We start from the raw sequence: 25200 nt of genomic DNA on the forward strand, positions 1-25200 counted from the left end.
AACCATGACCTACCGATTCGAACGCATTCTGCTGACCAACGACGATGGCATCGATGCGCCCGGCCTGGCCGTGCTGGAGCAGGTGGCGGCCAGGCTGGCCAGGGAGGTGTGGGTGGTGGCGCCGCACCGCGACCAGAGCGGCACCTCCCATTCGCTGAGCCTGCACGCGCCGCTGCGGGTGAGCAGTCATGGCGAGCGGCGCTTCGCCGTCACCGGCACGCCGGGCGACTGCGTGGCGCTGGCGTTGGGGCACCTGCTCAAGGGCGCCAGGCCCGACCTGGTGTTATCCGGAATCAATCGCGGGGCGAACCTGGGTACTGAAACCGTGTTCTCCGGAACGGTTGGCGCGGCGATGACCGGCTTGCTGCTGGGAGTGCGCTCGATCGCCCTGAGCCAGGCCTACAGCGACCGCGAAGCGGTGCCTTGGAACATTGGGCTGAATCTGGCGCCCGAGGTGATTCTCGCTGTGCTGGACATGCCATGGCCGGCCGATGCCTGCCTCAACGTCAACTTTCCTGACTGTGCCCTGGAGGCCGTCCGGCCGTTGAAGGTGACGCGCCAGGGCGTCGGGCCGTTGAACAGCATATCGGTGCGTACCGAAGTCGACCCCCGGCACTTCGAGTACCACTGGCTGCAGCTGAACAATCACCGCACCGAGGATGAGCCCGGCAGCGAAATGGCGGAACTGGCGCGTGGCCATGTCACGGTGACACCGTTGCAGTTCGAGCGTACCCATGGCGCTGTGGAACTGTCCTTGCCTGGTTGATTGGCATGGGGGCGCAGATGCGCGATCACCTAGGCAATCGCGGTTTCATGCAGGCAGCGCCACACCACGCCGCGGTTGCTGCACTCCAACAGTGCCAGTGACCAGCGTGCCTGCACCACACCCTGTAACCGATGGGTTTCCTTGTAGCGCACTGCTACGTTCACCCCGGCCTGCCATACCACCTGGACGTCGCTGACGATGATCTCCAGCCCTGGCCGTGCGCCGGCCGCCCGGCTGAATAGTTGCTCCACCTGTGCGCGAGTCACCACTGTGCCCGCCGTGCCGACCATGCTGAAATCATCGGCGAATACCGCCATCAGTCCGCCTAGCACTGCCTGGGTCTCGATCGCGGGGCGGGTGAAGATTCTGTGGATCAGCTCATGGACGTGATGAATGCTGCGTTCGGCGCGGGCTATCGCGTAGTCAGGCATGGCGAGGGTTCTCCGGAGGTAGTGTGTGCAGTGACAGCAGTGGCGCCAGCCCGAGCAGCGCGGCCAGGGTGAAGGTCAGGTGATAGGCCTCCGGCGTGCTCAGGCCCACCAGCAGCAGGTTGAAGATCATCAGCAGCAAGGCGGCGCCGACGCTGAAGGCCATCTGTCGATTGAGGTTCCACAGCACGCTGGCCTGCTGCATCCGCTCGCCGCTGAAGTCGAGCAGCGCGGTGGTCTGGGCGGTGTTGGCACCGATGCCGCCGCCGATGCCCATGAGGCCGTAGGCCGCCATCAGTACGGTGTTGTCCGTCGCGGTGTCGACCATGACCAGCAGAAAGATGCCCAGGCTGTGCAGGAGCATGCCGAGCAGCAACAGGCGGGCGGCACCGACGCGGTTGTACAGGCGGCCGGCCAGCAACATGGCGGCGAAGGCCCCGGCGGCGTAGAGCAGCATGAACAGGCCGGTGGCCTGGGCGCTCAGCCGCAGTACATCCTGCAGATAGAAGATGTTCAGCAGGTTGACCCCGGTGAACACCCCGGGGATTGCATGGTAGACCTGCATCGAGACCCGCAGGCGAGGGCTGGCGAGCAGTTTCAGTTCGACGATGCCTGCCGCCGCGCGTTGGTAGTGGCCGCGATACAGCAGGGCGCAGGACACACCCGCCAGCAGGCAGGCGATGGCCAACAGGGCGCCATGCCCGGCGCCATACAGCGACAGGCCCAGCAGCAGGCAGGCGAGGGTGGCGCTGACCAGCAGCAAGCCCTTGAAGTCCGGGCGTGGCGCTGTCGGGCCCGGTGCCTGGTCAAGCCAGGCCCAGGCCAACGCCGCCGTCAGCAGGGCCAACGGAATGTTGCTGTGGAAGACCCACGGCCAGCGGCCATGGTCGACGATCAACCCGCCAAGGCTCGGCGACAGTGCCGGCGCCAGCAGCGCCACGGCCATCACCAGGGTGGACACGCGGGCGCGCTCCGGGCCCTGGAAGCGCTCGAAGGTCAGCGCCTGCCCCACGGGGATCAGCAAGCCACCGGCCATGCCCTGGAGCAGGCGCCAGGCAATCAACGCGGCAAAGCTCTGCGCCTCGCCGCAGCCCCACACCGCCACGCTGAACGCCAGCATGGCGGCGCTCAACAGCCGCCGCGCGCCCCAGCGATTGGCCAGCCAGGTGCTCACCGGCACGGCCAGGGTCAGACCGAGCATGTAGGCATTGCCGACCCAGGCGCTGCTGGCGTTGCCGATGGCGAACTCGGCGGCGATCCGTGGCAACGCCACGGTCGGCATGAACAGGTTGATGCAGTCGATGAAAAAGCCCATCAGGAAGATCGTTGCCACGCGATACCGGTACGTCATTGCCACTCCTTTTCGGCGCGCAGTAGTGTCCTGTCTCGGAAATACGTTCTCTTTTGGCGAGTGGCTTGGGTGTTCGGCCAAGGCGCCGCGACGAGTCATAGCAGGGCTATGGCGAGGAGTGGCAACGCCGGCCGGGCGCCCAAGACGCCGCCAAAAGTGAACAGCTTATTTCCGAGACAGGACACTAGGTGCGTGGACTGTCCATGTCGATGTCGCTACCCTTGAAACTCTGTTTGATGGAAGTGAACAATGCCGCGCACGGCCCTCCACACCCAGCTCAACCGGGTGCAGACGTTTCTGGCGGTGGTCGATTTCGGCTCCTTCACCAAGGCGGCGGACTTTCTCGGCATCAGCAAAGCCATGGCCAGCCAGCACGTCAAGGCACTGGAGCAGGCCCTGGGGGTGACGCTGCTGGCGCGCAGCACCCGCGCCATCGCCCCGACCGAAACCGGCCAAGGTTTCTATGATGATTTCAAGGTAATCGTCAGCGATGTCGAGGGCGCCTTCGACAGTGTGCTGCGTCGGCACAACGGCCTATCGGGCAAGCTGCGCATCAGCACCACCGGGGAGTACGGCGAGCGCTTCATCCTGCCGCTGATCCCGTTGTTCGCCGAGCGCTATCCGACGCTGTCGATCAGCTATGAAACCGACTCGTCGCTGAGCGACCTGATTGCCGAACGGCTCGACCTGGTGGTGCGCCTTGGCGCGTTGCCGGATTCGAACCTGCGCAGTCGCCAGTTGGCCGAATACGACATTCTGCTGGTGGCTGCCCCGGCCTTTCTCGCCCGCCATGCCATCGAACGGCCCGAGGAACTGGCGGATACACCCTGGATTGCCAACAGCAACCTGCAGAGCCCGACCGCCTGGACCTTGCACAGCGCGCAGGCGGGGAGTGCAAGCGTTGTCGGCCGGACGGCCTACCAGTCCAATGCGTCCCACGCTATCCGGGCGATGGCCTGCGCCGCCCTGGGCGTGGCCGTGTTGCCAGCCTGGCTGGTCGAGCAGGACCTGGCCGACGGCACCCTGCGGCGGGTATTGCCGGACTACAGCCTGCCGAGGCAGCCGATCAGCGTGGTGTACCCGAACAGCAGCCATGTGCCGCACAAGACCCGGGTGTTCATCGATTTTTTGTGTGAACACCTGGGGCGCTGAGGCCGCCGCTCAGGGCTCCAGGCCGATGCCGCGCAGGATGACGCCGGTCACGGTCTGCACCGCCTGCTCGAACGCCATGTCCGACAGTGGCTCACCGTCATTGAGCAGGGTGACCTGGAAACCGAAGTCGGCGTAGTGCTGGGTCGCCGCCCAGATCATGTACAGCAGCGCCGACGGTTCCACCGGCAGGATGCGCCCGTCGTCGACCCAACTGCGGATCTTCGCCTGCTTGAGCTGCGCCCAGGGCACCAGGATTTCGTCCAGGCTGGGGCCCAGCAGCGGGGCGCCGTGGAGGATCTCCTCGGCCCAGATCTTCGAGCCCAGTGGCCGCGAGCGCGAGTGGCCCATCTTGGCGCGGATGTAGCTGGTCAGCACCACCCGCGGGTCGTCGAAGTGCTCGAAGCACAGGGCATCCTGCTTCCAGACGTCCAGCAGGTCCTGCAGCACGGCGCGGTACAGCTCGTCCTTGGTACTGAAGTAGTAGTGCAGGTTAGAGCGCGGCAGTTGCGCCCGTTCGGCGATATCGCCCATGGAGGTGGCGGCGTAGCCCTTGTCGGCGAACACCTGTTCGGCGGCTTGCAGGATCTTTTCGACGTTGCGCCGGCGGATCTCGATCTTGTGGTTGGCCATGGGCTGTCCGTGGTGACCTGAACAGGGCAAGGCTAACAGCTTTGCCGGGGCGGCGATAAGGTCAAGGCTGCCTGTTCGGAAGCAGGGCCAGTGCCTGGCGGCTGGCGCCGCGCAGGTCCTCGCCCGGCACGCCATCGCGGGCTTGCACGGAAATGCCGTGGAGGAAGGTGGCATAGAAGTGGCCGAGAGCCTCGACCTGCGTCTCTGCTGGCAACTGCCCCTGGTCACGGGCCTGGCGCAGGCGCTCGATGATCGACTCGGTACGCTGCCGGCGGTGCCCGGCCAACCATTGCTGGACCCCGAGGTTGTCCGGCCCCACGCCGCTGGCGGCGCTGACCACCAGGCAGCCCATGGGCTCGTCGGCGCGGGTGTAGGTGCTGACAGCATCCTCGAACATCCGTGCCAGCGCCTGGTGGATATCCGGCAGGGCCAGGGCGCGGTCGGCGAAGCCGCCCTCGGCTGACTCGTACAGGGCCACGGCCTCCTCGAACAGTTGCTGCTTGCTGCCAAAGGCCGCATAGATACGTGCGGAGGCGATGCCCAGCGCGGACACCAGGGCCGACATCGAGGTGCCCTCGTAGCCATGTTCCCAGAACAGCCGCATCGCCTTGCGCAGCGCCTGTTGCTTGTCGAATTCCCGAGGTCGCCCTGCCATCGCTCGCCTGCCTGATTCCGTGAAACGCGCATTCTAGCCAATTTGCGATTGACGGGCAGCGCGATTCGATCCTATTGTTTGTCGATCAGCAAACAATAGGATGACATCATGCGAACACTCAAAGGCCCCAGCCTTCACCTCGCGCAGTTCAGCAACGACACGCCGCCGTTCGACAGCCTCGACAGCATCGCCGACTGGGCGGGGCGGCTGGGCTTCAAGGGGCTGCAGATCCCGGCCTGGGACGCCCGATTGTTCGACCTGGAACTGGCTGCGCAGAGCACCGGCTACTGCGATGAAATCAAGGGGCGACTGGCCGAGCACGGCTTGCAGGTCAGCGAGTTGACCACCCATATAATCGGCCAGTTGGTCGCGGTCCATCCGGCCTACGACGCGATGTGCGACGCCTTCGCCCCGGGCGCGTTGGCCGGGCGGCCGGCAGAACGTACCGCTTGGGCGATCGAGCAGATGACATTGGCGGCTCGGGCCAGCCGCAACCTGGGCCTTGAGGACATGGGGACCTTTTCCGGCGCGCTGGCCTGGCCCTATCTGTTCCCGTTCCCGCAGCGTCCCCAGGGCCTGGTCGAGGCTGCCTTCGAAGAGCTGGCGCGGCGCTGGCGGCCGATCCTCGACTGCTGTGATGAGCAGGGCGTCAACCTGTGCTTCGAGATCCACCCTGCGGAAGACCTGCACGATGGCACCAGTTTCGAGCGCTTCCATGCCCTGGTGGATGAGCACGTGCGCTGCCGCATGCTCTTCGACCCCAGCCATTTCGTGCTGCAGCAGCTCGACTACCTGGCCTACCTGGATCTCTACCATCCATTGATCCGCATGTTTCACGTCAAGGACGCCGAGTTCAACCCCAGCGGCCGGCAGGGCGTGTACGGCGGCTACAGCGACTGGACCGAACGTGCAGGGCGCTTCCGTTCGCTGGGCGATGGCCAGGTGGACTTCAAGGCCATTTTCTCCAAGCTGGCGCAATACGACTTCGCCGGCTGGGCGACGCTGGAGTGGGAATGCTGCCTGAAGCATCAGGAGGACGGCGCCCGTGAAGGCGTCGAGTTCATCAACCGCCATATCATCCACGTCACCGACCAGGTATTCGACGACTTCGCCGGCGCGCCGGTCGACGAACGCCAGATCCGGCGCATGCTGGGTATCGATAGGGAGACACGGGTATGAGCCTGTTCGCCGAAAACCAGGCTGACGCCTTCGAGCATGTCTATGTGCAGGTGCAGGGGCAGCGCATCCACTGTGTCGTGGCCGGTGCCGGCGAGCCGGTGCTGCTGGTGCCGGGCTGGCCGCAGACCTGGTACGCCTGGCGCCATGTGCTGCCGATCCTGGCTGCGCGCGGGTTCCGAGCCATCGCCATCGATCCGCCGGGCCTGGGGGATTCGGACCGCCCTGAGGAGGGCTACGACACCGGTAACGTCGCCGGTGTGCTGCATGCCGTGATGAGCCAGCTGGGGCATGAGCGCTATCACCTGGTCGGCCACGATGTGGGCATGTGGGTGGCCTATGCCCTGGCCAGTGATCGGCCGCAGGCGGTGCGTTCGTTGACTGTGGCCGAAGCGGTGATCCCCGGGCTTGCCGAGGCGCCGCCGATCTTCGTGGCGCCGCAGGACAACATCTTCCTCTGGCACTTCCTGTTCAACCAGGTGCGCGACCTGCCGGAGTTCTTGATCGCCGGGCGCGAGGAGGGTTACCTCAACTTCATGTTCGACCGCTGGGCGATCCATCGGCATGCGGTGGCGGCGGATGTCTATATCCGTGCCTACGCCTCGCCGGGCGGGATGCGGGCGGGCTTCGCCTATTACCGGGCGATTCCCGAGACCATCAGGCAGAACCGCGAGCGTGCCAGGCGTCCGCTGCCCATGCCGGTGCTGGCGATCGGTGCCGAGCACGCCACGGGCGATGCGCCGCTGCGAACGCTGCAGGGGCATGCCGATTTGGTGCGCGGGGTGATGCTGCCGGGTTGTGGGCATTTCGTCATGGAGGAAGCGCCGGTGTTGTTCAACGAGCACCTGCTGGCGTTCCTGGAGGAGGTCGAGGTCAACCGCTGATTGCGGTCGTGGCCTTGGCGGCGTCGGTCACGGCCTGCTGGTGATCGGCGCGCACCACGGCCAGTTTGCGCCGTTCGTACTCTTCCTGGCTCAGACCCTGGCGTTGCAATGCCTCGAGTTGCAGCTGACGGGCTTCCTCGGCGCTATAGGGGCGAAGCTCGGGATGGCTGGCGCAACCGCTCAGCACGGCGATGGCCAGGGCGGCGAGGAGGAGGCGGGCGGTGGTGTTCATCGGGATGATTCCGTGGGGCTGTCGGATCGATGAACCCAGGTTATTGGCCGCACTGGCATGATGGAAATCGCTGTGCTCGATAGTGACTATCGACGCCTGTGCGCCTGCCTTTCACGCCTGTTCAAGGCCCTCAACGCGGCATGTAGCCCAGCTGCCAGGCTCGCGGAATGAACAGCGTCACTAACGCCAGCACGCAGGCCAGGGCGCAACTGGCCGCCAGCGCCTGCAAGCCCAGCCGTTGTTGCAGCCAAGCCCCGAGCGCGGCACCTAGCAGCATGCCGCTCCAGGGCACCAGCTGTACCCGCCAGCCGTGGCGCCGCTCACCCAGCAACCAACGCCCCAGGCCACGGCCGAAACGCGACAGCGCGCCGGTGACGTAGGTCAGGCCGATCGGCAGGCCGTTCACCTGTTCGACCACGGCATTGAGCATGCCCATGGCCAGGGTGGCTGCGATCAGTGCTGGGAACGTGGTGACCGCAGGCCAGGCCGCGGCAAACGCCAGCAGGCAGGCGACGATCAGCAGCAAGGGCGCGGCGCGGCGGCGCAAGCTACGGGCCAGCAGCACGCCGAGGGTGTTGCCCAGCACGAAACCGAGGATCGCCAGGGCCAGGCGCAGCATCAGCGAAAAGTCCGCCTGGCTGATGGCTACCGCCAGGCGCGTGGTGTTGCCGCTCATGAACGACACGAAATCGCCCAACGCCAGCAGGCCGATGGCGTCGGTCATGCCGGCCAGCACCGACAACCCGGCCACCAGCCCCAGGCCGACCCGCCCGCGCAAGGCCTGCAAGCGGGCCCGACGGGCACTGTGCTGGGAGGTGGCGGTGGGCAGCATGGGGCAAGTCTCCGGGGGGCAGGGGCTGATCTTATACCCCGGCCAGCACCTTGCGCATGGGGATGCAGGTCAGTTCGAGGCCGAAAGGTGATTGGTAGACCGACAGTTCATCGCCGATATAGCCGCAGCGGCGATAGAACGCCGCTGCGTTCAAGGTCGAGTCCAGGTGGACAGCCTCCAGACCTTCGGCCCTGGCGATGCCTTCGAGGTGTTCGACCATCGCCCGGGCGATGCCACGACCCATGAACGCTGGCAGCACGAACAGGGCGCCCAGTTCACCGCTGTGCAGGTCGAGCATGCCGGTGGCGACGATCGTGTCGCCCATGCAGGCGAGGTGGAAATGCTCGGCGACCAAGGCGGCATAGCCTTCGGTGAACGGTACGTCGGCCCAGGCCTGGGCCAGGGCGCCATCGTAGGCAGCGGTGCACTGCCACAGGATTGCCTGGCGGCGGATTGCATAGGTGTCCAGCGCGTCGAGGCAGCTGGCGCGGCGTATTTCGAGCATGGGTTCCCTCCCGGTTGAGTCCGGATATTAACAAGGGGGCTCGATCATGGGGCGCCGGCCTTCAGAATGAACCCGTGCGCACCTCGCCGCTGCGCACATAGTGCGCCAGCAGCACACCCTTGGGCGTGCTGCTCGATTCCACCAGCTTGAACGCCGCTGCCTCTGCATCTTCACCGAACAGGCGTTTGCCGCGCCCGAGCAGCAGGGGATGGATCAACAGGCGCAGCTCATCCACCAGGCCGGCCGCCAGCAGTTGGCGTACCAGTTCGCCGCTGCCTTGAGTCAGCAGCGCTGGGCCATCCTGTTGTTTGAGGGCGCGGACAGCGCCTGGCACGTCAGCGCCCAACGGGTGACTGTTTTGCCAGTCGATGGATTCGGGGTGGTGGGTGGCGACGTGCTTGACCACGCCATTGAACAGGTCGGCCAACGGGCGGTCCGGCGCCTCGGGCCCGACCTTTGGCCAGAACCCGGCGAAGATATCGTAGGTGCGTCGTCCCAGCAGCAGTTCGAACGGTTGGCTGAACAAGGTCTGCATCGCCTGGCCGAAGGCCTCGTCGGCCAGGGGCGGGATCCAGCCTCCATGGGTAAAGCCGCCGCTGGTGTCTTCCTCCGGTCCGCCGGGGGCCTGCATGACGCCGTCGAGGGTGACGAAGGCGGCGACGATGAGCTTGCGCATGGGGTGAACCTCCTCGTGGGTGTGCTGGATAGTCGAACGGGGTTGGCGAGAATCGACAGCAGTGCTGAACGATAGTCAGGGTTCGACGGATGGGGGCACGGGAGGAGAGAAAGGCAATGAGCGGCCTGGCGGGCAGAATTAGCATTGTAAGCATCACTTGCGTGGGAGCGGGCTTGCCCCGCGATGCGGTGTATGGCACCGGCTTCGCCGGTGATCGCGGGTCAAGCCCGCTCCCACGCTGCTTCAGGTAGCGTTTTATTCCTGGCTGTTACAGCCAGTAGGTCACCGCCCACCAGCCCAGGCCGCCCATGACTACGGTGTAGGGCAGCGCCATCCACACCATGCGCCCGTACGACAGGCGAATCAGTGGCGCAATCGCCGAGGTCAGCAGGAACAGGAACGCCGCCTGGCCATTGGGTGTGGCCACGCTGGGCAGGTTGGTGCCGGTGTTGATCGCCACCGCCAGGGTCTCGAAGTGCTCGCGGCTCATCGCGCCATTGACGAACGCCTGCTTGACCTCGGTGATATAGATGGTGGCGACGAACACGTTGTCGCTGATCGCCGACAGCAGCCCATTGGCCAGGTACAGCATGCCTGGCTGCTGCTCGCTGGGCAGCGCCAGCACCCAGGCGATCAGCGGGCTGAACAGTTGCTGCTGGTGGATCACCGCAACCACGGCGAAGAACACCACCAGCAGCGAGGTGAACGGCATGGCGTCCTGGAACGCCCGGCCCAGGCGATGCTCGTCGGTGATGCCGGTGAAGGCGGTGATCAACACGATGACCAGCAGGCCGATCAGACCCACTTCGGCAATGTGCAGCCCCAGGCAGACAATCAGGATCAGTGCGGCCAGGCCCTGGACCACCAGCGCCACCCGTTGCGCCTGGGTGCGCGCGGCATCGTCCTCGGCGGCGTAGGTGGCCAGCACCTGGCGCACGCGCTCGGGCATCAGCGTGCCGTAGCCGAACAGCCGCAGTTTCTCCAGCAATACGCAGGTCACCAGACCCGCCGCCAGCACCGGCATCGACACCGGCGCGACCTTGCGGAAGAAGTCGGCGAAGTGCCAGCCCATTTCATGGCCAATCAGCAGGTTCTGCGGCTCGCCCACCAAGGTGCAGACGCCGCCAAGCGCGGTACCCACCGCGCCATGCATCAGCAGGCTGCGCAGGAAGGCACGGAACTGCTCGAGGTCTTCGCGGTGCAACTGTTCAACCTGATGGTCACTGTCCAGCGCCGACTCTTCCCGCGGATTGGCGCCCGAGGCGACCCGGTGGTAGACGGCATAGAAGCCCACGGCGGCGCTGATGATCACCGCGGTCACGGTCAGGGCATCGAGGAACGCCGAGAGGAACGCCGACAGCACGCAGAACAGCAGGCTCAGCACCGCTTTGGAGCGCACGCCGAGCAGGATCCGCGAGAACAGGAACAGCAGCAGCTCCTTCATGAAATGGATGCCGGCGACCATGAACATCAGCAGCAGGATCACCGGGAAGTTGTGCTGCAACTCCTCGTACAGGGCTTCGGGCGTGGTCAGGCGCAGCAGCAGCGCCTCGACCAGCAGCAGGCCGCCGGGCATCAGCGGGTAGCACTTGAGTGCCATGCCCAGGGTGAAGATGAACTGGATCACCAGCACCCAGCCGGTGACCACCGGACCGAGGGTCGCCAGCAGCAACGGATTGAGCAGCAGGAACAGGCAGATGACGGCCTTGTACCAACGCGGCGACTGGCCCAGGAAGCTGTGGGCGAGGGCGCCGGTCAGGGAACGGGACATGAATTTGTATCCTTTTGATTCAGCAGTGGCGCACGGTGCCGGATCGTGCGCCAGGGTGCAAGTTGTCCAGTCCGGCTTTTGGCACATGCACCGCCTTGCGGGTGCGCTAAGATCCGCCGTTGTGAATCCTTTCCCCACAGGAGTGCCGTCCGTGACCGAATACACCGCGTTCAAGGTCGAACTGACCGACAACATCGCCCACGTGCAGATCAACCGCCCGGAGAAGATCAACGCGATGAACGCCGCCTTCTGGGAGGAGCTCGTCGCGATCTTCCAGTGGATCGACGACACCGACGCGGTGCGGGTGGTGGTCATCAGCGGCGCCGGCAAGCATTTCTCCTCCGGCATCGACCTGATGATGCTGGCCGCGTTGGCCCAGCAGCTGGGCAAGGATGTCGGCCGCAACGCCCGGGTGATGCGCCGCACCATCCTGCGCCTGCAGGGTTCGTTCAACGCCGTGGACAACTGCCGCAAGCCGGTGCTGGCGGCGATCCAGGGCTACTGCATCGGTGGCGCCATCGACATGGTCTCGGCCTGCGACATGCGTTACTGCGCCAGCGATGCGCAGTTCTCGATCAAGGAGATCGACATGGGCATGGCCGCCGATGTCGGCACCCTGCAACGTTTGCCGCGGATCATCGGTGACGGCATCATGCGCGAGCTGGCCTACACCGGCCGTATGGTCGACGCCCAGGAGGCGCTGCGTATCGGCCTGGTCAACCGCGTCTATGATGACCAGGCGGCACTGCTCGACGGGGTTTTTGCCATTGCCCGCGAGATTGCCGCAAAATCACCGATCGCCGTGGCCGGCACCAAGGAGATGATCAGCTACATGCGCGACCATCGCATCGACGATGGCCTGGAGTACATCGCCACCTGGAACGCTGCCATGCTGCAGTCCGAAGACCTGCGCGTGGCCATGGCCGCCCACATGAGCAAACAGCAACCGACGTTCGCCGACTGACTGACAGTGGCGGGCGCCATCTAGGGACCTGAACCATGTCAGCACGCTGGACAACCGCAGTACTCGACCCGCAGACCACCGGGGGGCTGGCTGTCGCCCGCAGCCCGGAGGGGTTCCTGGTGGACGCCAACGGCGCGCTGTTCCCCCGTGACTGGCTCAAGCGCCAGGACCTCGATGTGCTGTGCGAGCACGGCATCGGCCACCTCGACGGCGAACCGGTGTTCCTGCTGGAACTGCGCAGCGCCAGCGAAGTGCCGGGTTGTGGCTGGCAGGGGCTGCGGCGGTTCATGCTCGAGGGCGACTTCGATACGTACAAGGTGCTTGGTTACGCCGCGCAGATCGGTACCTGGGCTCGCGAGCACCGTTTCTGTGGCAGTTGTGGCCAGCCGATGACGCAGATCCACTGGGAGCGGGCGATGTACTGCCAACCTTGCGACTTGCGCAGTTACCCGCGTATCTCACCAAGCATGATCGTGCTGATTACTCGCGGTGACGAGGTGCTTTTGGCGCGTTCGCCGCGTTTTGTCACTGGGGTGTACAGCACCCTGGCGGGCTTCGCCGAGCCGGGGGAGTCGGCCGAGGATTGCCTGGTGCGTGAGGTGCGTGAGGAGGTGGCGGTCGAGGTGAAGAACATCCAGTATGTCGGCAGCCAGTGCTGGCCGTTTCCGCATTCGATGATGCTCGGGTTTCATGCCGAGTATGCGGGAGGGGAGATTGTCATGCAGGCGGATGAGATCGAGGATGCGCAGTGGTTCAATGTGCATGCGTTGCCGCCTTTGCCGGCGGGGCGGTCGATTGCGCGGTACCTGATTGATTTGTATGTGGCGCGGCGGTTGGGGTTGTCTGAGCCGGTTTTGCCTGTCTGATTTCTGGTTTCTGGTTTTAGTTGGGTTGGTGGGTTTTGAAAGTTGTATGCGCATTCATTTGCGATGGCGACGCTTATTCACCTTTCCGCCCTTACGGCGGCCTACTTTGGTCTTGGCCAAAGTAGGCAAAGCCGCTCGCTCCATTCATCCGGCCCTCCGCTTCGCTCCGGGTCCCCTCACTCCGGCCTTGCTCCCGGGAGGACCGCGCTGAACGCCCCATCCTGGGGCGCAGCGCTTGACGGGCATCCATGCCCGTCACCTCCCTCCGCAAGTCCTGCGTTCGGCCTCCTGAAGTCGCGAAGTTACGGGCGGCGCCTGGGCTGGCGCAGCTGTCGCTAGTTGGAAATTAATTGATCTCTCGATTGATTCGCGGGGCAGCCAATAAATAACTAACTGTCAAACAACTAACTTCGCATCTTTTGCTTTTGCTTTTGCTTTTGCTTTTGCTTTTGCTTTTGCTTTTGCTTCTAAGCGCGCGATAGTTCAGGCGCCGCCAATTGCGACTTCAGGAGGCCGAGCGGAGTTCTTGCGTAGTGGGGCGACGGCCATGGATGGCCGTCGAGCGCTGCGCCCCAGGATGGGGCGTTCAGCGCGGTACCCACGGGAGCAAGAACGGAGCGAGGGAACCCCGGAGCGCAGCGCAGGGGCCGGATGAACGGAGCCGAACGGTTTTGCCTACTTTGGCCAAGACCAAAGTAGGCCGCCGTAAGGGCGGAAGGGTGACTAAATGTCGATATCTTCTACGAATGCGCTTACAAAAATCAAAACAATCAACCCGAACCCGAACCCTTATCCAAACCAATGCTGCCAAGCCAACCGCACAGTCAACGCCAACACCACAGCAATAAACACCGGCCGAATAAACCTGCTCCCCCCGCTGATCGCCGTACGCGCCCCAAAGAACGCCCCGACCATCACCGACAACCCCATGCACAGCCCGACGATGTAATCCACCTGCCCGGAAATGATGAACACCGTCAGCGCCGCAATGTTGCTGACAAAGTTCATGCTACGCGCCACACCACTGGCACGAACCAGGTCGATGGGATACAGCAGCAACGTGCTCACGGTCCAGAACGCACCGGTACCCGGCCCGGCGACGCCGTCGTAGAAGCCCAGGGTGAAACCTTGCGGGAACTGCCATTTCTTCTTGATCGGCGCCTCGGCGTCCAAAGGTGCCTTGGGCGTGCCGCCGAATAGCAGGTAGACGCCGCAAGCGAAGACCACCACGGGCAACATCTTGTTCAGCCACTCGGCCGGCATGTAGTGGGCCACCACCGCGCCGATCAGCGCGCCCACCAGGGTGCCGACTATCGCCAGACGCCATTGCGCCGGATGGAACAGCTTGCGCCGGTAGTAGGTGATGCTGGCTGTGGCGGCGCCGAAGGTCGAGCTGAGTTTGTTGGTGCCCAGCACCAGGTGCGGCGGCATGCCGGCGGTGAGCAGCGCCGGGGTGGTCAGCAGGCCGCCACCGCCAGCAATGGCGTCGATGAAACCAGCGACGAAGGCGACCAGGACAAGGATCAGCAGGGTGAGCGGTTCTACGGTGAGTTCGAAGGGCATGGGATCTGGCAGGCGAAGGGGGTGGGTGCGGCAAAAGGCCGCGCTGGAGGTGGTGCATGGTAATACCGGGAGATAGCAGGTGCCAGTGCCGGCCTCATCGCGGGGCAAGCCCGCTCCCACGCCAGTTCGGGGTCGTTGCGTGGGAGCGGGCTTGCCCCGCGAGGGATGTCACAGGAACCAGCGATACTCCCGCGCACTGACCTCCTGCAGAAACGCCAGATGGTCCTGGCGCTTGTTCTCGCAATAGACCATCACGAACTCCGCGCCCAACCCCTCGTTGACCGCCGGATGCCCGCGCATTGCCGCCACCGCGCCGAGCATGTCCTTGGGAAATTCGATCCCGCTGCCACGATCCTCGTTCAGCGGCGCGATCGGCTCCCGTCCGGCATCCAGCCCGTGCTCCATGCCGCACAGGATCGCTGCCAGCACGAGGTAGGGATTGGCATCCGCCCCGGCCAGCCGGTGCTCGATCCGCAGGTTGCGCGCATCCGACTCCGGGATGCGGATACAGGCGTCGCGATCCTCGAAGCCCCAACTGGCGCGGCTGGCGGCGTTGACCATGGCGCCGTAGCGGCGAAATGCATTGTGGTTGGCGGCGAACACCGGCATGCAATGCGGCAGCAGCGCCAGGCAACCGGCCACGGCGTGACGCAGCGGCCGATGGTTATCGGCAGACAACAGGTTGTTGCCCGCCGGGTCGTACAGGCTGACATGCACATGCATGCCGCTGCCCGGCGACTGCAGATAGGGTTTGCTCATGAACGAGGCGCGCAGCCCGTGCTTGAGCGCTACGCCCCGGGTGCTACGGCAGAACAGCGCCGCCCAGTCAGCGGCGCGCAGGCCATCGTCGCAATGGCCGAAATTGATCTCGAACTGGCCGGGGCCCAGTTCCGCGGTAATGACGTTGGCGTCCACCCCCTGGGCATTGGCGGTCTCGACCATTTCGCGCAGCACATCGGAAAACCGTGACAGGCGCTCGATATGCATGTTCGGCTGGTTGTCGGCATCGCCACTGACCGGGTCGCGGGGGAACTGCGGTAGGCCCTCCTTTAGCGTCCTGTCGAACAGGTAAAACTCCAGTTCGAACGCCACCACCGGGCGGATGCCTCGGCGTTCGAGGCGTTGCAGGACGCGGGCCAGCACCTCGCGGGGTTCGAACTCGATGGGCGCCGCGGTGCCGTCCGAGGTGATCAGCATCTGCCCCAGCGGCTCTCGCTCCCAGTTCACCGGCTTGAGCGTACCGGGCACCAGGCGGCGCGGGGCATCCGGGTCGCCGTCGTTGAAGCAGTAGTCGCCGATCGGGAAAAGCCCGCCCTGCACGCCGAGCAGTACGCAGTTCTGCGGCAATTTGAGCGGGCTGCCGGCCGCGACTTTTTCCAGCATGTCGATGGGGTAGCGCTTGCCGTAGAAATGCCCTGGGATGTCCAGGCTGATCAGGTCGACGTAGCGCACGTCGGGGTGTCGGGCGCGGAAGGCGCGCACTTCGCTGAGCAGATCGGGGAAGCCTGTTGTACTTGTCATTGGCATGCTCTCAACGGAAAACCCAGAGAACCCGGGTCGTTCGGGCGGTCAGGTTGGCGTAGCGGAACTGGCTGTGGGGTGGCAGCTGGAAGCTGTCGTTGGGGCTGAGGGTGACGGCGTCGTCGCGGCCCTCGAGCCACAAGGTCAGCTCGCCCTCGAGGACGAAACCGCCTTGTTCCGAGCTGTCGTCCAGATGCCCCTCGCCACTGCTGGCGCCCGGCGCCAGATGGCTTTCGAGCATGGCAAAGCGGCCATTGAGGGTCGGCGAGACCAGCACGTCGGTAACCCCGGCGGCGTAGTACAGGGTGCGTCGCTCGCCGGGGCGGGTGACCCAGTCGATCTCGCGGGGCGGCACGGCCTGATAGAAATAGGTCGTAGGTACGCGCAGCGCTTCGCTGATGGCGGTCAGGTCGGCCACCGTGGGCCGCGACAGGCCACGTTCGACCTGGGAGAGGAAACCCAGTGAGCGGTTGACCCGAGTTGCCAGCTCATCGAGGGTCAGGCCGCGGTGCTTGCGCAGGTCGCGCACCTGGCGGGCGAGGGCGTGGATATCGTCAGACATGGTCGCGCATCCTGTACCAGGCCTTGGCCGCCGCCTCCAGCGGCGCTGCCAGCAGGTCGCCACCGGGGAAGCGGCCGTTGTCGATGCCCTGGTACAGCTTCAGCAGCTCGTCGTCGCCGAGAATCGCGTCGCTGACCGCGCGTGCACCGGCCAAAGTCGGCAGTACGCCGTGGCCGGAAAAACCCTGCAGCCAGTAACGTTGGCCCTGGCGACCGATATCCGGCGTGCGCTGGATGCTGCAATCGATGTGGCCGCCCCAGGCATGCTCGATGGCGACCCGTTGCAACTGTGGGAACACACGCTCCAGGTATGGCCGGGTGGCGCCGGCGACGTCCTTGGGGATGCCACCGAGGTACGTGCAGCCACCGCCGAACAGCAAACGGTGGTCGGGTGTCAGACGGAAATAGTCGGGGACGAACTGGTTGTCGATCACGCAGCTGTTGCGCGGCAGCAGCGAGGCGGCGAAGTCGGCGTCCAGCGGCGCCGTGGCCACCTGGTAGGAGCCCACCGGCAGCAGGCGCTGCGAGAGGGTGCGGTCGAGACGGTCGATGTAGGCGTTACAGGCCAGCACCATTACACGACTGCGCACCTCGCCCTGATCGGTGCGGGCGACGAAGCCGTCGGCGTGTTCCTGGTAATCGATCACCTGGCTCTGCTCGTAGATCCGCCCGCCATGCGCTTCGATCACGCCAGCCAGCCCCTGGGCCAGCTTCAGCGGGTTGAGGTGGGCGCCATTGGGATCGTACAGCGCGGCCTGGTAGCGGGGGCTGTCGATCCACTCGGGCAGCTCCTCGCGGTCAATCAGGCGCAGGCAGTCGTAATCGAATTTTTCCTGGGCTTCATGCCGGGCCTGCTCCAGCAGTTTCACACGGCGCGGCAACACGGCGGTCCACAGACTGCCCAGGCGATAATCGACGTCGAAGCCATGGCGCTGGGGCAGTTCGCGCAGCTCGCGGGCGGCCCAGCACATGCTGTCCCACAGGCGTTGGGTGCGCTCCAGGCCCAGGGCTCGCTCCAGCGGGGGCATATCGCACGACCAGCCCAGCAACGCCTGGCCACCGTTGCGGCCCGAGGCGGCCCAGGCCACCCGGCTGGCTTCCAGCAGGGTCACGCGCTGGCCGGCCAATGTCAGGCGCAGGGCGGTGTGCAGACCGCTGAAGCCAGCACCGACGATCAGGATGTCGGTGTCGTGGGCGCCCTGCAGGGTAGGGCGCAAGGGGATGGTGGCGGGGTAGGTGCGGGCGTAGTAGCTGGCGACGTGCTGGGCGGACTGCTTGAACATGTCGGGGCCTCGTGAAATTTTTTCTGATTATTTTCATGAAAAAATAGCAGAGGATTTTCATTGCGCCAGTTGCTGGCGCCATCGCGGGGCTAGCTCGCTGCCTTGCGCCGCGGCTGTCGGGGTTTGCCGGCGGTTGTCTTGCCCTTGGCAGCGCTCTTGCGCTTCTTCTTCCAGGGCGCTGCAGCCTTGCCCGCCGCCGGCCCGCTGATGGTCAGGCGCATGCCGCTGCAACGTTGCACCAGCTTGCCCATCCACGCCGATTGCCGGGCGACGAACTCCTCCAGGCTCATTTCCCCGCTTTGCACCATATCCAGCGCCTGCTCCCAGATCGCCGTGGTGCCGGGGTCGGCGATGGCCCGGGGCACGGCGTCGATCAGGCTGCAGGCGGCAGGCGTGGCCGACAGGGCCTTGCCGTTCTTGACCAGGTAGCCACGGTCGAGCAGGCCCTGGATGATGCTGGCGCGTGTCGCCTCGGTGCCGATGCCGGTGGTTTCCTTGAGCTTCTGCTTGAGCCTGGGGTCGTCCACCAGCTTGGCGACGTTCTTCATCGCCTTGATCAGGTCGCCTTCGGTGAAGGGCTTGGGTGGCTGGGTCCACAGGTTCTTCAGTTGCAGGTCCCGCACTGGGCAGTCCTGGCCTTTGCGCAACGCCGGCAGCACCTGGGCCGGTGGTGCCTCGCGACCCTTGGCCGGGGTCAGCGCCTCGGGCAATGCCCGGCGCCAGCCCGGTTCGACGATCTGCTTGCCCACCGCCCGCAACGCATGGCCGGCGCAATCGAACTCGGCCTGGGTGCGGTCGTACTCATGGTTGGGCAGGAACTGCGCCAGGTAGCGGGCGCGGATCAGGGTGTACACCGCCTTGTACTTGGGTGGCAGGCGCGCCGGGTCGCTGGCGGCGGCGGTGGGGATGATGCCGTGGTGGGCGCTGACCTTCTGGTCGTTCCACGCCCGCGAGCGGCGCTGTGGGTCCAGGTGGTCCCGCAGCGGCGCCAGGCTGCTGTCGGCGCGCTGCAACGCGGCGAGGATGGCAGCGGCCTCGCCATGCTGGCTGAGGGGCAGGTAACCGCTGTCGCTGCGCGGGTAGGTGATGAGCTTGTGGGTTTCGTACAGGGCCTGGGCGATGTCCAGGGTCTCCTGGGCGCCGAGGCCGAGCTTCTTCGAGCACAGCTCCTGCAGGGTGCCGAGGTCGAAGGGCAGCGGCGCGGCTTCGCGCACCCGCTCGGTGGCGATCTTCAGCACCCGGGCGCTGCCAGCGGCCTGCATGTCGGCGGCGGCTTGTTGAGCCAGGTCCTGCTTCAGGCAGCGGCCCTGATCGTCGCAGGCGTCCTCGGGGGCGCGCCACTGGGCGTTGAACACGGCGCCCGCACTTTCCAGCTGCACGTCGATGGCCCAGAACGGCACCGGCACGAAATCGGCGATGCTGCGGTCGCGGTCAACCACCAGACGCAGCGTCGGAGTTTGCACCCGGCCCACCGGCAATACGCCCTGGTAGCCGGACTGGCGGCCGAGCAGGGTGAACAGGCGGCTCATGTTCATGCCGATCAGCCAGTCGGCCCGCGAGCGGCCCAGGGCCGAATGGTACAGGCTGAAAGTCTCCTGGCCGGGCAGCAGGCGCCCGAGCGCCTTGCGGATCGAAGCATCGTCCAGCGCCGACAGCCACAGGCGCTGGATCGGCCCGCGGTAGCGGCAGTGCTCGACCAGTTCGCGGGCAATCATCTCGCCCTCGCGGTCGGCATCGGTGGCGATCACCAGTTCCCGGGCCTCGCCCAGCAGGCGCTTGACCGCCTTGTACTGGCTGGCGGTCTTGGGCTTGACCGTCATCTTCCACTTTTCCGGGATGATCGGCAGGTCTTCGAGGGTCCAGCGTTTGTAGCGCTCGTCGTAGCTGTCCGGCGGGGCGGTCTCCAGCAGGTGGCCGATGCACCAGGTCACGCAGACATCAGTGCCTTGCCAGCAGCCATCGCCGCGGCGCTGGGCGCCGAGAACCTTGGCGATATCTTTTGCCTGGGAGGGCTTTTCGCAGAGAAAGAGGCGCATGGCCGAAAACGCTTCATCGTGAAAGTTGGCCCCTAGGATGCGCAAGCCAGGGCGCGCAGGCAAGTTTTATCTGTATGCATGTACAGGTTTTATGCCCGCATCTTTGGCAGGGACGTCATCCCTTCGGGTTGGACGAGGTGGCGAATGCGTGCCAGCTTTGCCTTTCGCCCGTCAGTCGTGTCACCGGACGATGTCGCTGGGGTGTCCTTCCTACAAGAACAACAGGGATGTAAACCAATGCCCGTATTCGATTACCGACAGCTCGACAGCACTGCCTCCTCTGCTCTGTACAAGGACGCCATGGCGCTGGCCACCTACGCCTACCATGGCATCGACGATGGCTTCAGCGCCGGCTACCAGAAGTACGGCTTCGGCCTTGGCCTGCCGGCCACGCTGGTCAAGGCGCTGATCGGCGGCACCGACAGCCAGGGCGTGATCCCCGGCATCCCCTGGAACCCCGACTCCGAAGCGCGGGCCCTGGCCCAGGTCAAGGCCGCCGGCTGGTCGCCGATCAGCGCGGCGCAACTGGGTTACCAAGGCAAGACCGACGCCCGCGGCACCTTCCACGGCGAAGCACCAGGCTACACCTCGGCGCAGGTGGAGATCCTCGGCCGCTACGATGCCGCCGGACAGCTCAGCGGTATCGGCATCGCTTTTCGCGGCACCAGCGGCCCGCGCGAGAACCTGCTGGGCGACACCATCGGTGACGCCATCAACGACCTGCTGGCGGCGATCGGCCCGGCAGGCTATGCCCGTGATTACGCCGGCAACGCATTCGGGCAACTGCTCGCCGATGTGGCGGCCTTTGCCAAGGCCAACGGCCTGAGCGGCGCGGATGTCACCGTCAGCGGTCATAGCCTTGGCGGCCTGGCGGTCAACAGCCTGGCCGACCTGAGCGGCTCGCGCTGGGGTGGTTTCTACCAAGATGCACGCTACGTCGCCTTCGCCTCGCCGACCCAGGCCGCCGACGCCAGCAAAGTGCTCAATATCGGCTACGAGAACGACCCGGTGTTCCGCGCGCTCGACGGCACTTCGGCGACCTGGAGCACCCTGGGCGTGCACGACGGCGCCAAGGCCTCGGCCACCAACAACATCGTCAACTTCAATGATCACTACGCGTCCGATGCCTGGAACCTGCTGCCGTTCTCTATCGGCAACATCGCCACCTGGCTATCGCACCTGCCAACGGCCTACACCGATGGTCTTGGGCGTGTGCTGGATTCCTCCTTCTATCAGTGGACCAGCCGCGACTCGACCGTCGTGGTCAGCAACCTGTCCGATGTGACCCGTGGCTCGACCTGGGTCGAGGACCTCAACCGCAATGCCGAGCAGCACAAGGGCAGCACGTTCATTATCGGCTCGGACAAGGACGACCTGATCCATGGCGGGCGCGGCAACGACTACCTCGAAGGCCGGGCCGGCAACGATACCTTCCGCGATGACGGCGGTTTCAACCTGATCGACGGCGGCGCCGGCCATGACACCCTGAAGCTGCAGGATGCCTTGGCCAACCTGAGCATCGCCCGGGATGGCGAGGGCACGTTGTACGTGCGCGACGCCGGGGGTGGCATCAGCCTGGTGCGCAATGTCGAGAGCCTGGTGAGCAAGGAATCGAGCCTGCTGATCTTCAGCAAGGAAGTCAGTCACGCGGTGGCGGCGCAGGGGCTGTTCGAGAGCGGCAAGATCACCCCCTATGCATCCTCGCTCAACGGCACCCAGGCAGGTGACCAGCTGGTAGCGGGCAATCAGGGCCAATGGCTGTTCGGCCTGGGCGGTGACGACCGGCTGCAGGGCGGCGCCGGCAATGACGTGCTGGTCGGCGGTACGGGCAACGATGTGCTGATGGGTGGCGGGGGGCGCGACACCTTCCTGTTCAGCGGCCATTTCGGCCAGGACCGGGTGCTGGACTTCACCGGGCAGGATCGACTGGTATTCATTGGCGTGGAGGGTGGCACCGCTGCGCCGGACTGGCGTGCCCATGCCAGCCAGGTGGGGGATGACCTGGTGCTGAAGTTCGGCGGGGACAGCGTGACGCTGGTGGGGATTGCGGGGCAGGGGGTTGGGGATGGGCAGATTGTGATTGCCTGACCCAAGGGGCCGCTGGGCGGCCCTTTCGCCGGCAAGCCAGCTCCCACAGGCACAGCGCTGTTTTTTGTGGGAGCCGGCTTGCCGGCGATGGCCGGCGCTAGCCGGCCCGTTTGCTCAGGCGATCTCGCGCGAATCCCGAACCATGTCCACATGCGGGATGCCGGCCTCGAGGAACTCCTCGCTGACCACGCGGAACCCCAGGCGCTCGTAGAACGGCGTTGCATGTACCTGGGCGCTGAGCATCTGCTGGCTGAGGTCACGGTTCTGCGCCTCGATGATCACCGCGCGCATCAGCGCGTCGCCCACGTTCAGGCCGCGCCAGTCCTTGAGCACCGAAACCCGGCCGATGGTGCCGTCAGGCAGCAGGCGGGCGGTACCGATCGGGTAGTCGCCCTCCATGGCCAGGAAGTGCACGGCGGTCGGATCCTCGGCGTCGAACTCCAGCTCCGGCGGCACGTGCTGCTCGGCGACGAACACGGCGCTGCGGATGCGGTGGATGTCGGCATTGTCCTTGTGCCAGTCGGCCAGTCGAACACTGATCTTATTCATCGGCGAATCCCAGGCTGCCTTGCATGACCAGCTGTTGTACCAGCATCAGACCGTCTTCGTCCTGCAGCCACTGCCCCAGGTTTTCGCTGTGCAGCGCGTCGGCGGAGCAGATCAGCTTCAGCAACTCGCGCAGTTTGCCTGGCAGCGGGCAGCTGCGACCGCTGGCGAACAGCAGCAGGTCGTCGCCGAACTCCGACCAGGCCAGGCGTGCGCTTGGGTTGCGGATCAGGATGGCGCCTTGGCCGAGGTAGTCCAGCAGCTCTTGTTCGGAGAGCTCTTCGCCCACCACCTGCTCAGGGTAGCGCGGCTCGGTCATGAACTGGCCGAACCAGGTCAGCAGCAGGTCCTTGTCGGACATATGCTTGTCGATCAGAGCCTTGAGGCGGTCGAGGGCATCGTGCTGGATCTGGTGCGGGTCGCTGACCGGCTGGGCGTCGGCATCGCTGTAGCGCTCTTCATCCGGCAGGAACTGGCCGAGGAAATCGGTGAAGTGGGTCAGCACTTCGGCGGCGCTTGGCGCGCGGAAACCGACCGAGTAGGTCAGGCACTCGCTCTCGGCGACACCGTAATGGGCCAGGCGCGGCGGCAGGTAGAGCATGTCGCCCGGCTCCAGGGTCCACTCGTCGCTCTGCTCGAAATCAGCGAGGATGCGCAGGTCGGCGTGGTCGATCAGCGCGCTGTCGCTGTTGCACATCTGGCCGACTTTCCAGTTGCGCGTGCCGTCGCCTTGCAGCAGGAACACATCGTAGTTGTCGAAGTGCGGACCGACGCTGCCGCCGGGCGCTGCGTAGCTGATCATCACGTCGTCGATGCGCCAGCTCGGCAGGAAGCGGAACTCTTCCAGCAGCTCGGCCACTTCCGGCACGAACTGGTCCACGGCCTGTACCAGCAGGGTCCAGTCACGCTCGGGCAGGTCGCTGAAAGCGTCCTCGGCGAACGGGCCGCGGCGCAGCTCCCACGGGCGCTCGCCGTGCTCGAGCACCAGGCGCGACTCGACTTCTTCTTCCAGGGCCAGGCCGGCCAGCTCGTCGGCGTCGATGGGGCTGACGAAGTCAGGGAAGGCCTGACGTACCAGCAGTGGCTTCTTCTGCCAGTAGTCGCGCAGGAATTCACGGGCCGTGAGGCCGCCCAACAGTTGCAGTGGAGTATCAGAATTCATGTTCAACCTATTGAAAAAACGTAATTTTCGTACGGGAATAAAAACGCCCGGCCAGGCCGGGCGTTGCACGCGACGGTCAGCTTAGATGCGTTTGGCCTGGGCCACCGCGTTGCCGATGTAGGTCGCCGGGGTCAGCTGCTTGAGCTCGGCCTTGGCTTCGGCTGGCATGTCCAGGCCGTCGATGAAGGTCAGCAGCGCGTCTGGGGTGATGCCCTTGCCACGGGTCAGCTCCTTGAGCTTCTCGTAGGGGTTCTCGATGTTGAAGCGGCGCATCACGGTCTGGATCGGCTCGGCCAGGACTTCCCAGCAGGCATCCAGGTCGGCGGCGATACGCGCTTCGTTGACTTCCAGCTTGCCGATACCCTTGAGGCTGGCCTCGTAGGCGATGACGCTGTGGGCGAAGCCCACGCCCAGGTTGCGCAGCACGGTGGAGTCGGTCAGGTCACGCTGCCAGCGCGAGATCGGCAGCTTGCTGGCCAGGTGCTGGAACAGCGCGTTGGCGATACCCAGATTGCCTTCGGAGTTCTCGAAGTCGATCGGGTTGACCTTGTGCGGCATGGTCGAGGAGCCGATTTCGCCGGCGACGGTCTTCTGCTTGAAGTAGCCCAGCGAGATGTAGCCCCAGACGTCGCGGTCGAAGTCGATGAGGATAGTGTTGAAGCGGGCGATGGCGTCGAACAGCTCGGCAATGTAGTCGTGCGGCTCGATCTGGGTGGTGTAGGGGTTGAACACCAGACCCAGCTCGTCTTCGATGAAGGCGCGGGCGTTGGCTTCCCAGTCGATCTGCGAGTAGGCCGACAGGTGGGCGTTGTAGTTGCCCACGGCGCCGTTGATCTTGCCCAGCAGCGGCACGGCGGCCACTTGTGCGATCTGGCGCTCCAGGCGGTAAACGACGTTGGCCAGTTCCTTGCCCAGGGTGGTCGGCGAAGCCGGCTGGCCATGGGTGCGCGACAGCATCGGCACGGCGGCGTGGGTGTGGGCCAGGGTGCGGATCGCTTCGGCGATCTGACGCATCAGGGGCAGCAGCACTTCGTCACGGCCGGCGCGCAGCATCAGGGCGTGGGACAGGTTGTTGATGTCCTCGCTGGTGCAGGCGAAGTGGATGAACTCACTGACCTTGGCCAGCTCAGGCAATTGCGCGGCCTGCTCCTTGAGCAGGTACTCGATGGCCTTGACGTCGTGGTTGGTGGTGCGCTCGATTTCCTTGACGCGCTCGGCGTGCTCGAGCTTGAAGTCGGTGGCCAGGCTGTCCAGCACGGCGTTGGCTTCGGCGCTGAACGCCGGCACTTCGCCGATCTGCGGGTGGGCGGCCAGGCGCTGCAGCCAGCGCACTTCGACCAGGGCGCGGAAACGGATCAGGCCGAATTCGCTGAAAATGGGGCGCAGGGCCTGGGTTTTGCCGGCATAACGGCCGTCTACAGGGGAAACCGCAGTGAGCGAGGAGAGCTGCATGGGGTGTTCTCGGACAGTCAGGCTTTTGGAAGGGCGCATATCATACATGAAAAACGCGCCCGGGTCGGGTGGCTGACCAAAGGTCGGGCCTGTTTGAAAC

24 protein-coding genes are annotated in these 25200 nt (G+C 65.3%); 7 read left to right on the plus strand and 17 right to left on the minus strand.

Going from position 1 to position 25200, the window contains the following annotated elements:
• The first annotated feature begins 4 nt into the window (after window positions 1-4).
• A complete protein-coding gene (gene surE, locus ABZO33_RS06250; RefSeq protein ID WP_414535291.1) occupies window positions 5-766 on the plus strand; it encodes a 5'/3'-nucleotidase SurE in 762 nt (253 codons plus the stop codon).
• A 29-nt stretch (window positions 767-795) separates the two neighbouring features.
• Here surE and ABZO33_RS06255 read toward each other — a convergent pair whose 3' ends face one another.
• Both ABZO33_RS06255 and ABZO33_RS06260 read right to left on the minus strand, forming a co-directional pair.
• Window positions 796-1197: a DUF4440 domain-containing protein gene (locus ABZO33_RS06255; protein ID WP_414535292.1), complete on the minus strand. Its 402-nt coding sequence runs from the start codon at window positions 1195-1197 to the stop codon at window positions 796-798.
• The gene (locus ABZO33_RS06260; protein WP_414535293.1) at window positions 1190-2545 is read right to left on the minus strand and encodes an MFS transporter; all 1356 of its coding nucleotides are present in this window, start codon (window positions 2543-2545) and stop codon (window positions 1190-1192) included. Before ABZO33_RS06260 ends, ABZO33_RS06255 begins: the two co-directional genes overlap by 8 nt.
• A 249-nt stretch (window positions 2546-2794) precedes the next feature.
• Here ABZO33_RS06260 and ABZO33_RS06265 point away from each other — a divergent pair, with 249 nt between their 5' ends.
• Window positions 2795-3697, plus strand: a complete 903-nt coding sequence (locus ABZO33_RS06265) for a LysR family transcriptional regulator (RefSeq protein WP_414535295.1) — start codon at window positions 2795-2797, stop codon at window positions 3695-3697.
• A 9-nt stretch (window positions 3698-3706) separates the two neighbouring features.
• Here ABZO33_RS06265 and ABZO33_RS06270 read toward each other — a convergent pair whose 3' ends face one another.
• Window positions 3707-4327, minus strand: coding sequence for a TetR/AcrR family transcriptional regulator (locus tag ABZO33_RS06270; protein WP_414535296.1), 621 nt, complete (start codon window positions 4325-4327; stop codon window positions 3707-3709).
• A 61-nt stretch (window positions 4328-4388) separates the two neighbouring features.
• Window positions 4389-4982: a TetR/AcrR family transcriptional regulator gene (locus ABZO33_RS06275; protein ID WP_414535297.1), complete on the minus strand. Its 594-nt coding sequence runs from the start codon at window positions 4980-4982 to the stop codon at window positions 4389-4391.
• A 108-nt stretch (window positions 4983-5090) separates the two neighbouring features.
• Here ABZO33_RS06275 and ABZO33_RS06280 point away from each other — a divergent pair, with 108 nt between their 5' ends.
• The gene (locus tag ABZO33_RS06280; protein ID WP_414535298.1) at window positions 5091-6161 is read left to right on the plus strand and encodes a sugar phosphate isomerase/epimerase family protein; all 1071 of its coding nucleotides are present in this window, start codon (window positions 5091-5093) and stop codon (window positions 6159-6161) included.
• Complete coding sequence (locus ABZO33_RS06285) at window positions 6158-7042, plus strand: alpha/beta fold hydrolase (RefSeq protein WP_414535299.1); 885 nt, start codon at window positions 6158-6160, stop codon at window positions 7040-7042. Before ABZO33_RS06280 ends, ABZO33_RS06285 begins: the two co-directional genes overlap by 4 nt.
• Here the strand turns inward: ABZO33_RS06285 and ABZO33_RS06290 are convergent.
• The 5 genes from ABZO33_RS06290 to nhaB all read right to left on the minus strand — a co-directional run bounded on the left by ABZO33_RS06290 (window position 7032) and on the right by nhaB (window position 11058).
• Entirely contained in the window at window positions 7032-7274 is a 243-nt protein-coding gene (locus tag ABZO33_RS06290; RefSeq protein ID WP_414535300.1) for a hypothetical protein, read from the minus strand. The two genes, ABZO33_RS06285 and ABZO33_RS06290, sit on opposite strands and share 11 nt — an antisense overlap.
• Window positions 7275-7404: 130 nt before the next feature.
• The gene (locus ABZO33_RS06295) at window positions 7405-8106 is read right to left on the minus strand and encodes a YoaK family protein (RefSeq protein ID WP_414535301.1); all 702 of its coding nucleotides are present in this window, start codon (window positions 8104-8106) and stop codon (window positions 7405-7407) included.
• A gap of 31 nt (window positions 8107-8137) precedes the next feature.
• Window positions 8138-8611 (minus strand): GNAT family N-acetyltransferase, encoded by a 474-nt coding sequence (locus tag ABZO33_RS06300; protein ID WP_414535302.1) that lies wholly within the window; start codon window positions 8609-8611, stop codon window positions 8138-8140.
• 61 nt (window positions 8612-8672) lie between these two features.
• Window positions 8673-9287, minus strand: a complete 615-nt coding sequence (locus ABZO33_RS06305; RefSeq protein ID WP_414535303.1) for a dihydrofolate reductase family protein — start codon at window positions 9285-9287, stop codon at window positions 8673-8675.
• A 268-nt stretch (window positions 9288-9555) separates the two neighbouring features.
• Window positions 9556-11058, minus strand: coding sequence for a sodium/proton antiporter NhaB (gene nhaB / locus ABZO33_RS06310; protein ID WP_414535304.1), 1503 nt, complete (start codon window positions 11056-11058; stop codon window positions 9556-9558).
• 151 nt (window positions 11059-11209) lie between these two features.
• On the opposite strand from nhaB, the gene ABZO33_RS06315 reads away from it, so the two are divergent.
• Complete coding sequence (locus ABZO33_RS06315) at window positions 11210-12022, plus strand: crotonase/enoyl-CoA hydratase family protein (protein WP_414535305.1); 813 nt, start codon at window positions 11210-11212, stop codon at window positions 12020-12022.
• 35 nt (window positions 12023-12057) lie between these two features.
• Window positions 12058-12888 carry an NAD(+) diphosphatase gene (nudC, locus tag ABZO33_RS06320; RefSeq protein ID WP_414535306.1) on the plus strand — a complete coding sequence of 277 codons (831 nt, stop codon included), beginning with the start codon at window positions 12058-12060 and terminating at the stop codon, window positions 12886-12888.
• A gap of 789 nt (window positions 12889-13677) precedes the next feature.
• Here the strand turns inward: nudC and ABZO33_RS06325 are convergent.
• From ABZO33_RS06325 to ABZO33_RS06345, 5 genes are all read right to left on the minus strand, one after another.
• A complete protein-coding gene (locus ABZO33_RS06325; RefSeq protein WP_414535307.1) occupies window positions 13678-14451 on the minus strand; it encodes a TSUP family transporter in 774 nt (257 codons plus the stop codon).
• Window positions 14452-14619: 168 nt separating this feature from the next.
• Window positions 14620-15972 (minus strand): glutamine synthetase family protein, encoded by a 1353-nt coding sequence (locus tag ABZO33_RS06330; protein WP_414535308.1) that lies wholly within the window; start codon window positions 15970-15972, stop codon window positions 14620-14622.
• A 10-nt stretch (window positions 15973-15982) separates the two neighbouring features.
• The gene (locus ABZO33_RS06335; protein WP_414535309.1) at window positions 15983-16534 is read right to left on the minus strand and encodes a helix-turn-helix domain-containing protein; all 552 of its coding nucleotides are present in this window, start codon (window positions 16532-16534) and stop codon (window positions 15983-15985) included.
• Window positions 16527-17816 (minus strand): NAD(P)/FAD-dependent oxidoreductase, encoded by a 1290-nt coding sequence (locus ABZO33_RS06340; protein WP_414535310.1) that lies wholly within the window; start codon window positions 17814-17816, stop codon window positions 16527-16529. Before ABZO33_RS06340 ends, ABZO33_RS06335 begins: the two co-directional genes overlap by 8 nt.
• An 89-nt stretch (window positions 17817-17905) precedes the next feature.
• Window positions 17906-19852 (minus strand): DNA topoisomerase III, encoded by a 1947-nt coding sequence (locus ABZO33_RS06345; RefSeq protein ID WP_414535311.1) that lies wholly within the window; start codon window positions 19850-19852, stop codon window positions 17906-17908.
• 237 nt (window positions 19853-20089) lie between these two features.
• On the opposite strand from ABZO33_RS06345, the gene ABZO33_RS06350 reads away from it, so the two are divergent.
• Window positions 20090-21940, plus strand: coding sequence for a polyurethanase (locus tag ABZO33_RS06350; protein WP_414535312.1), 1851 nt, complete (start codon window positions 20090-20092; stop codon window positions 21938-21940).
• A gap of 114 nt (window positions 21941-22054) precedes the next feature.
• On the opposite strand, the gene ABZO33_RS06355 is transcribed toward ABZO33_RS06350, so the two are convergent.
• The 3 genes from ABZO33_RS06355 to purB all read right to left on the minus strand — a co-directional run bounded on the left by ABZO33_RS06355 (window position 22055) and on the right by purB (window position 25100).
• Window positions 22055-22489 (minus strand): GNAT family N-acetyltransferase, encoded by a 435-nt coding sequence (locus ABZO33_RS06355; RefSeq protein ID WP_217869264.1) that lies wholly within the window; start codon window positions 22487-22489, stop codon window positions 22055-22057.
• Window positions 22482-23648, minus strand: coding sequence for a cupin domain-containing protein (locus ABZO33_RS06360; protein ID WP_102682655.1), 1167 nt, complete (start codon window positions 23646-23648; stop codon window positions 22482-22484). The genes ABZO33_RS06355 and ABZO33_RS06360 overlap by 8 nt, the downstream gene beginning before the upstream one ends.
• A gap of 81 nt (window positions 23649-23729) precedes the next feature.
• Window positions 23730-25100: an adenylosuccinate lyase gene (gene purB / locus ABZO33_RS06365; RefSeq protein WP_046856178.1), complete on the minus strand. Its 1371-nt coding sequence runs from the start codon at window positions 25098-25100 to the stop codon at window positions 23730-23732.
• Window positions 25101-25200 lie beyond the last annotated feature (100 nt).

The sequence above is a fragment of the Pseudomonas sp. CAM1A genome (assembly GCF_047501685.1).
In the GTDB taxonomy this organism is placed as follows: Bacteria; Pseudomonadota; Gammaproteobacteria; order Pseudomonadales; family Pseudomonadaceae; genus Aquipseudomonas.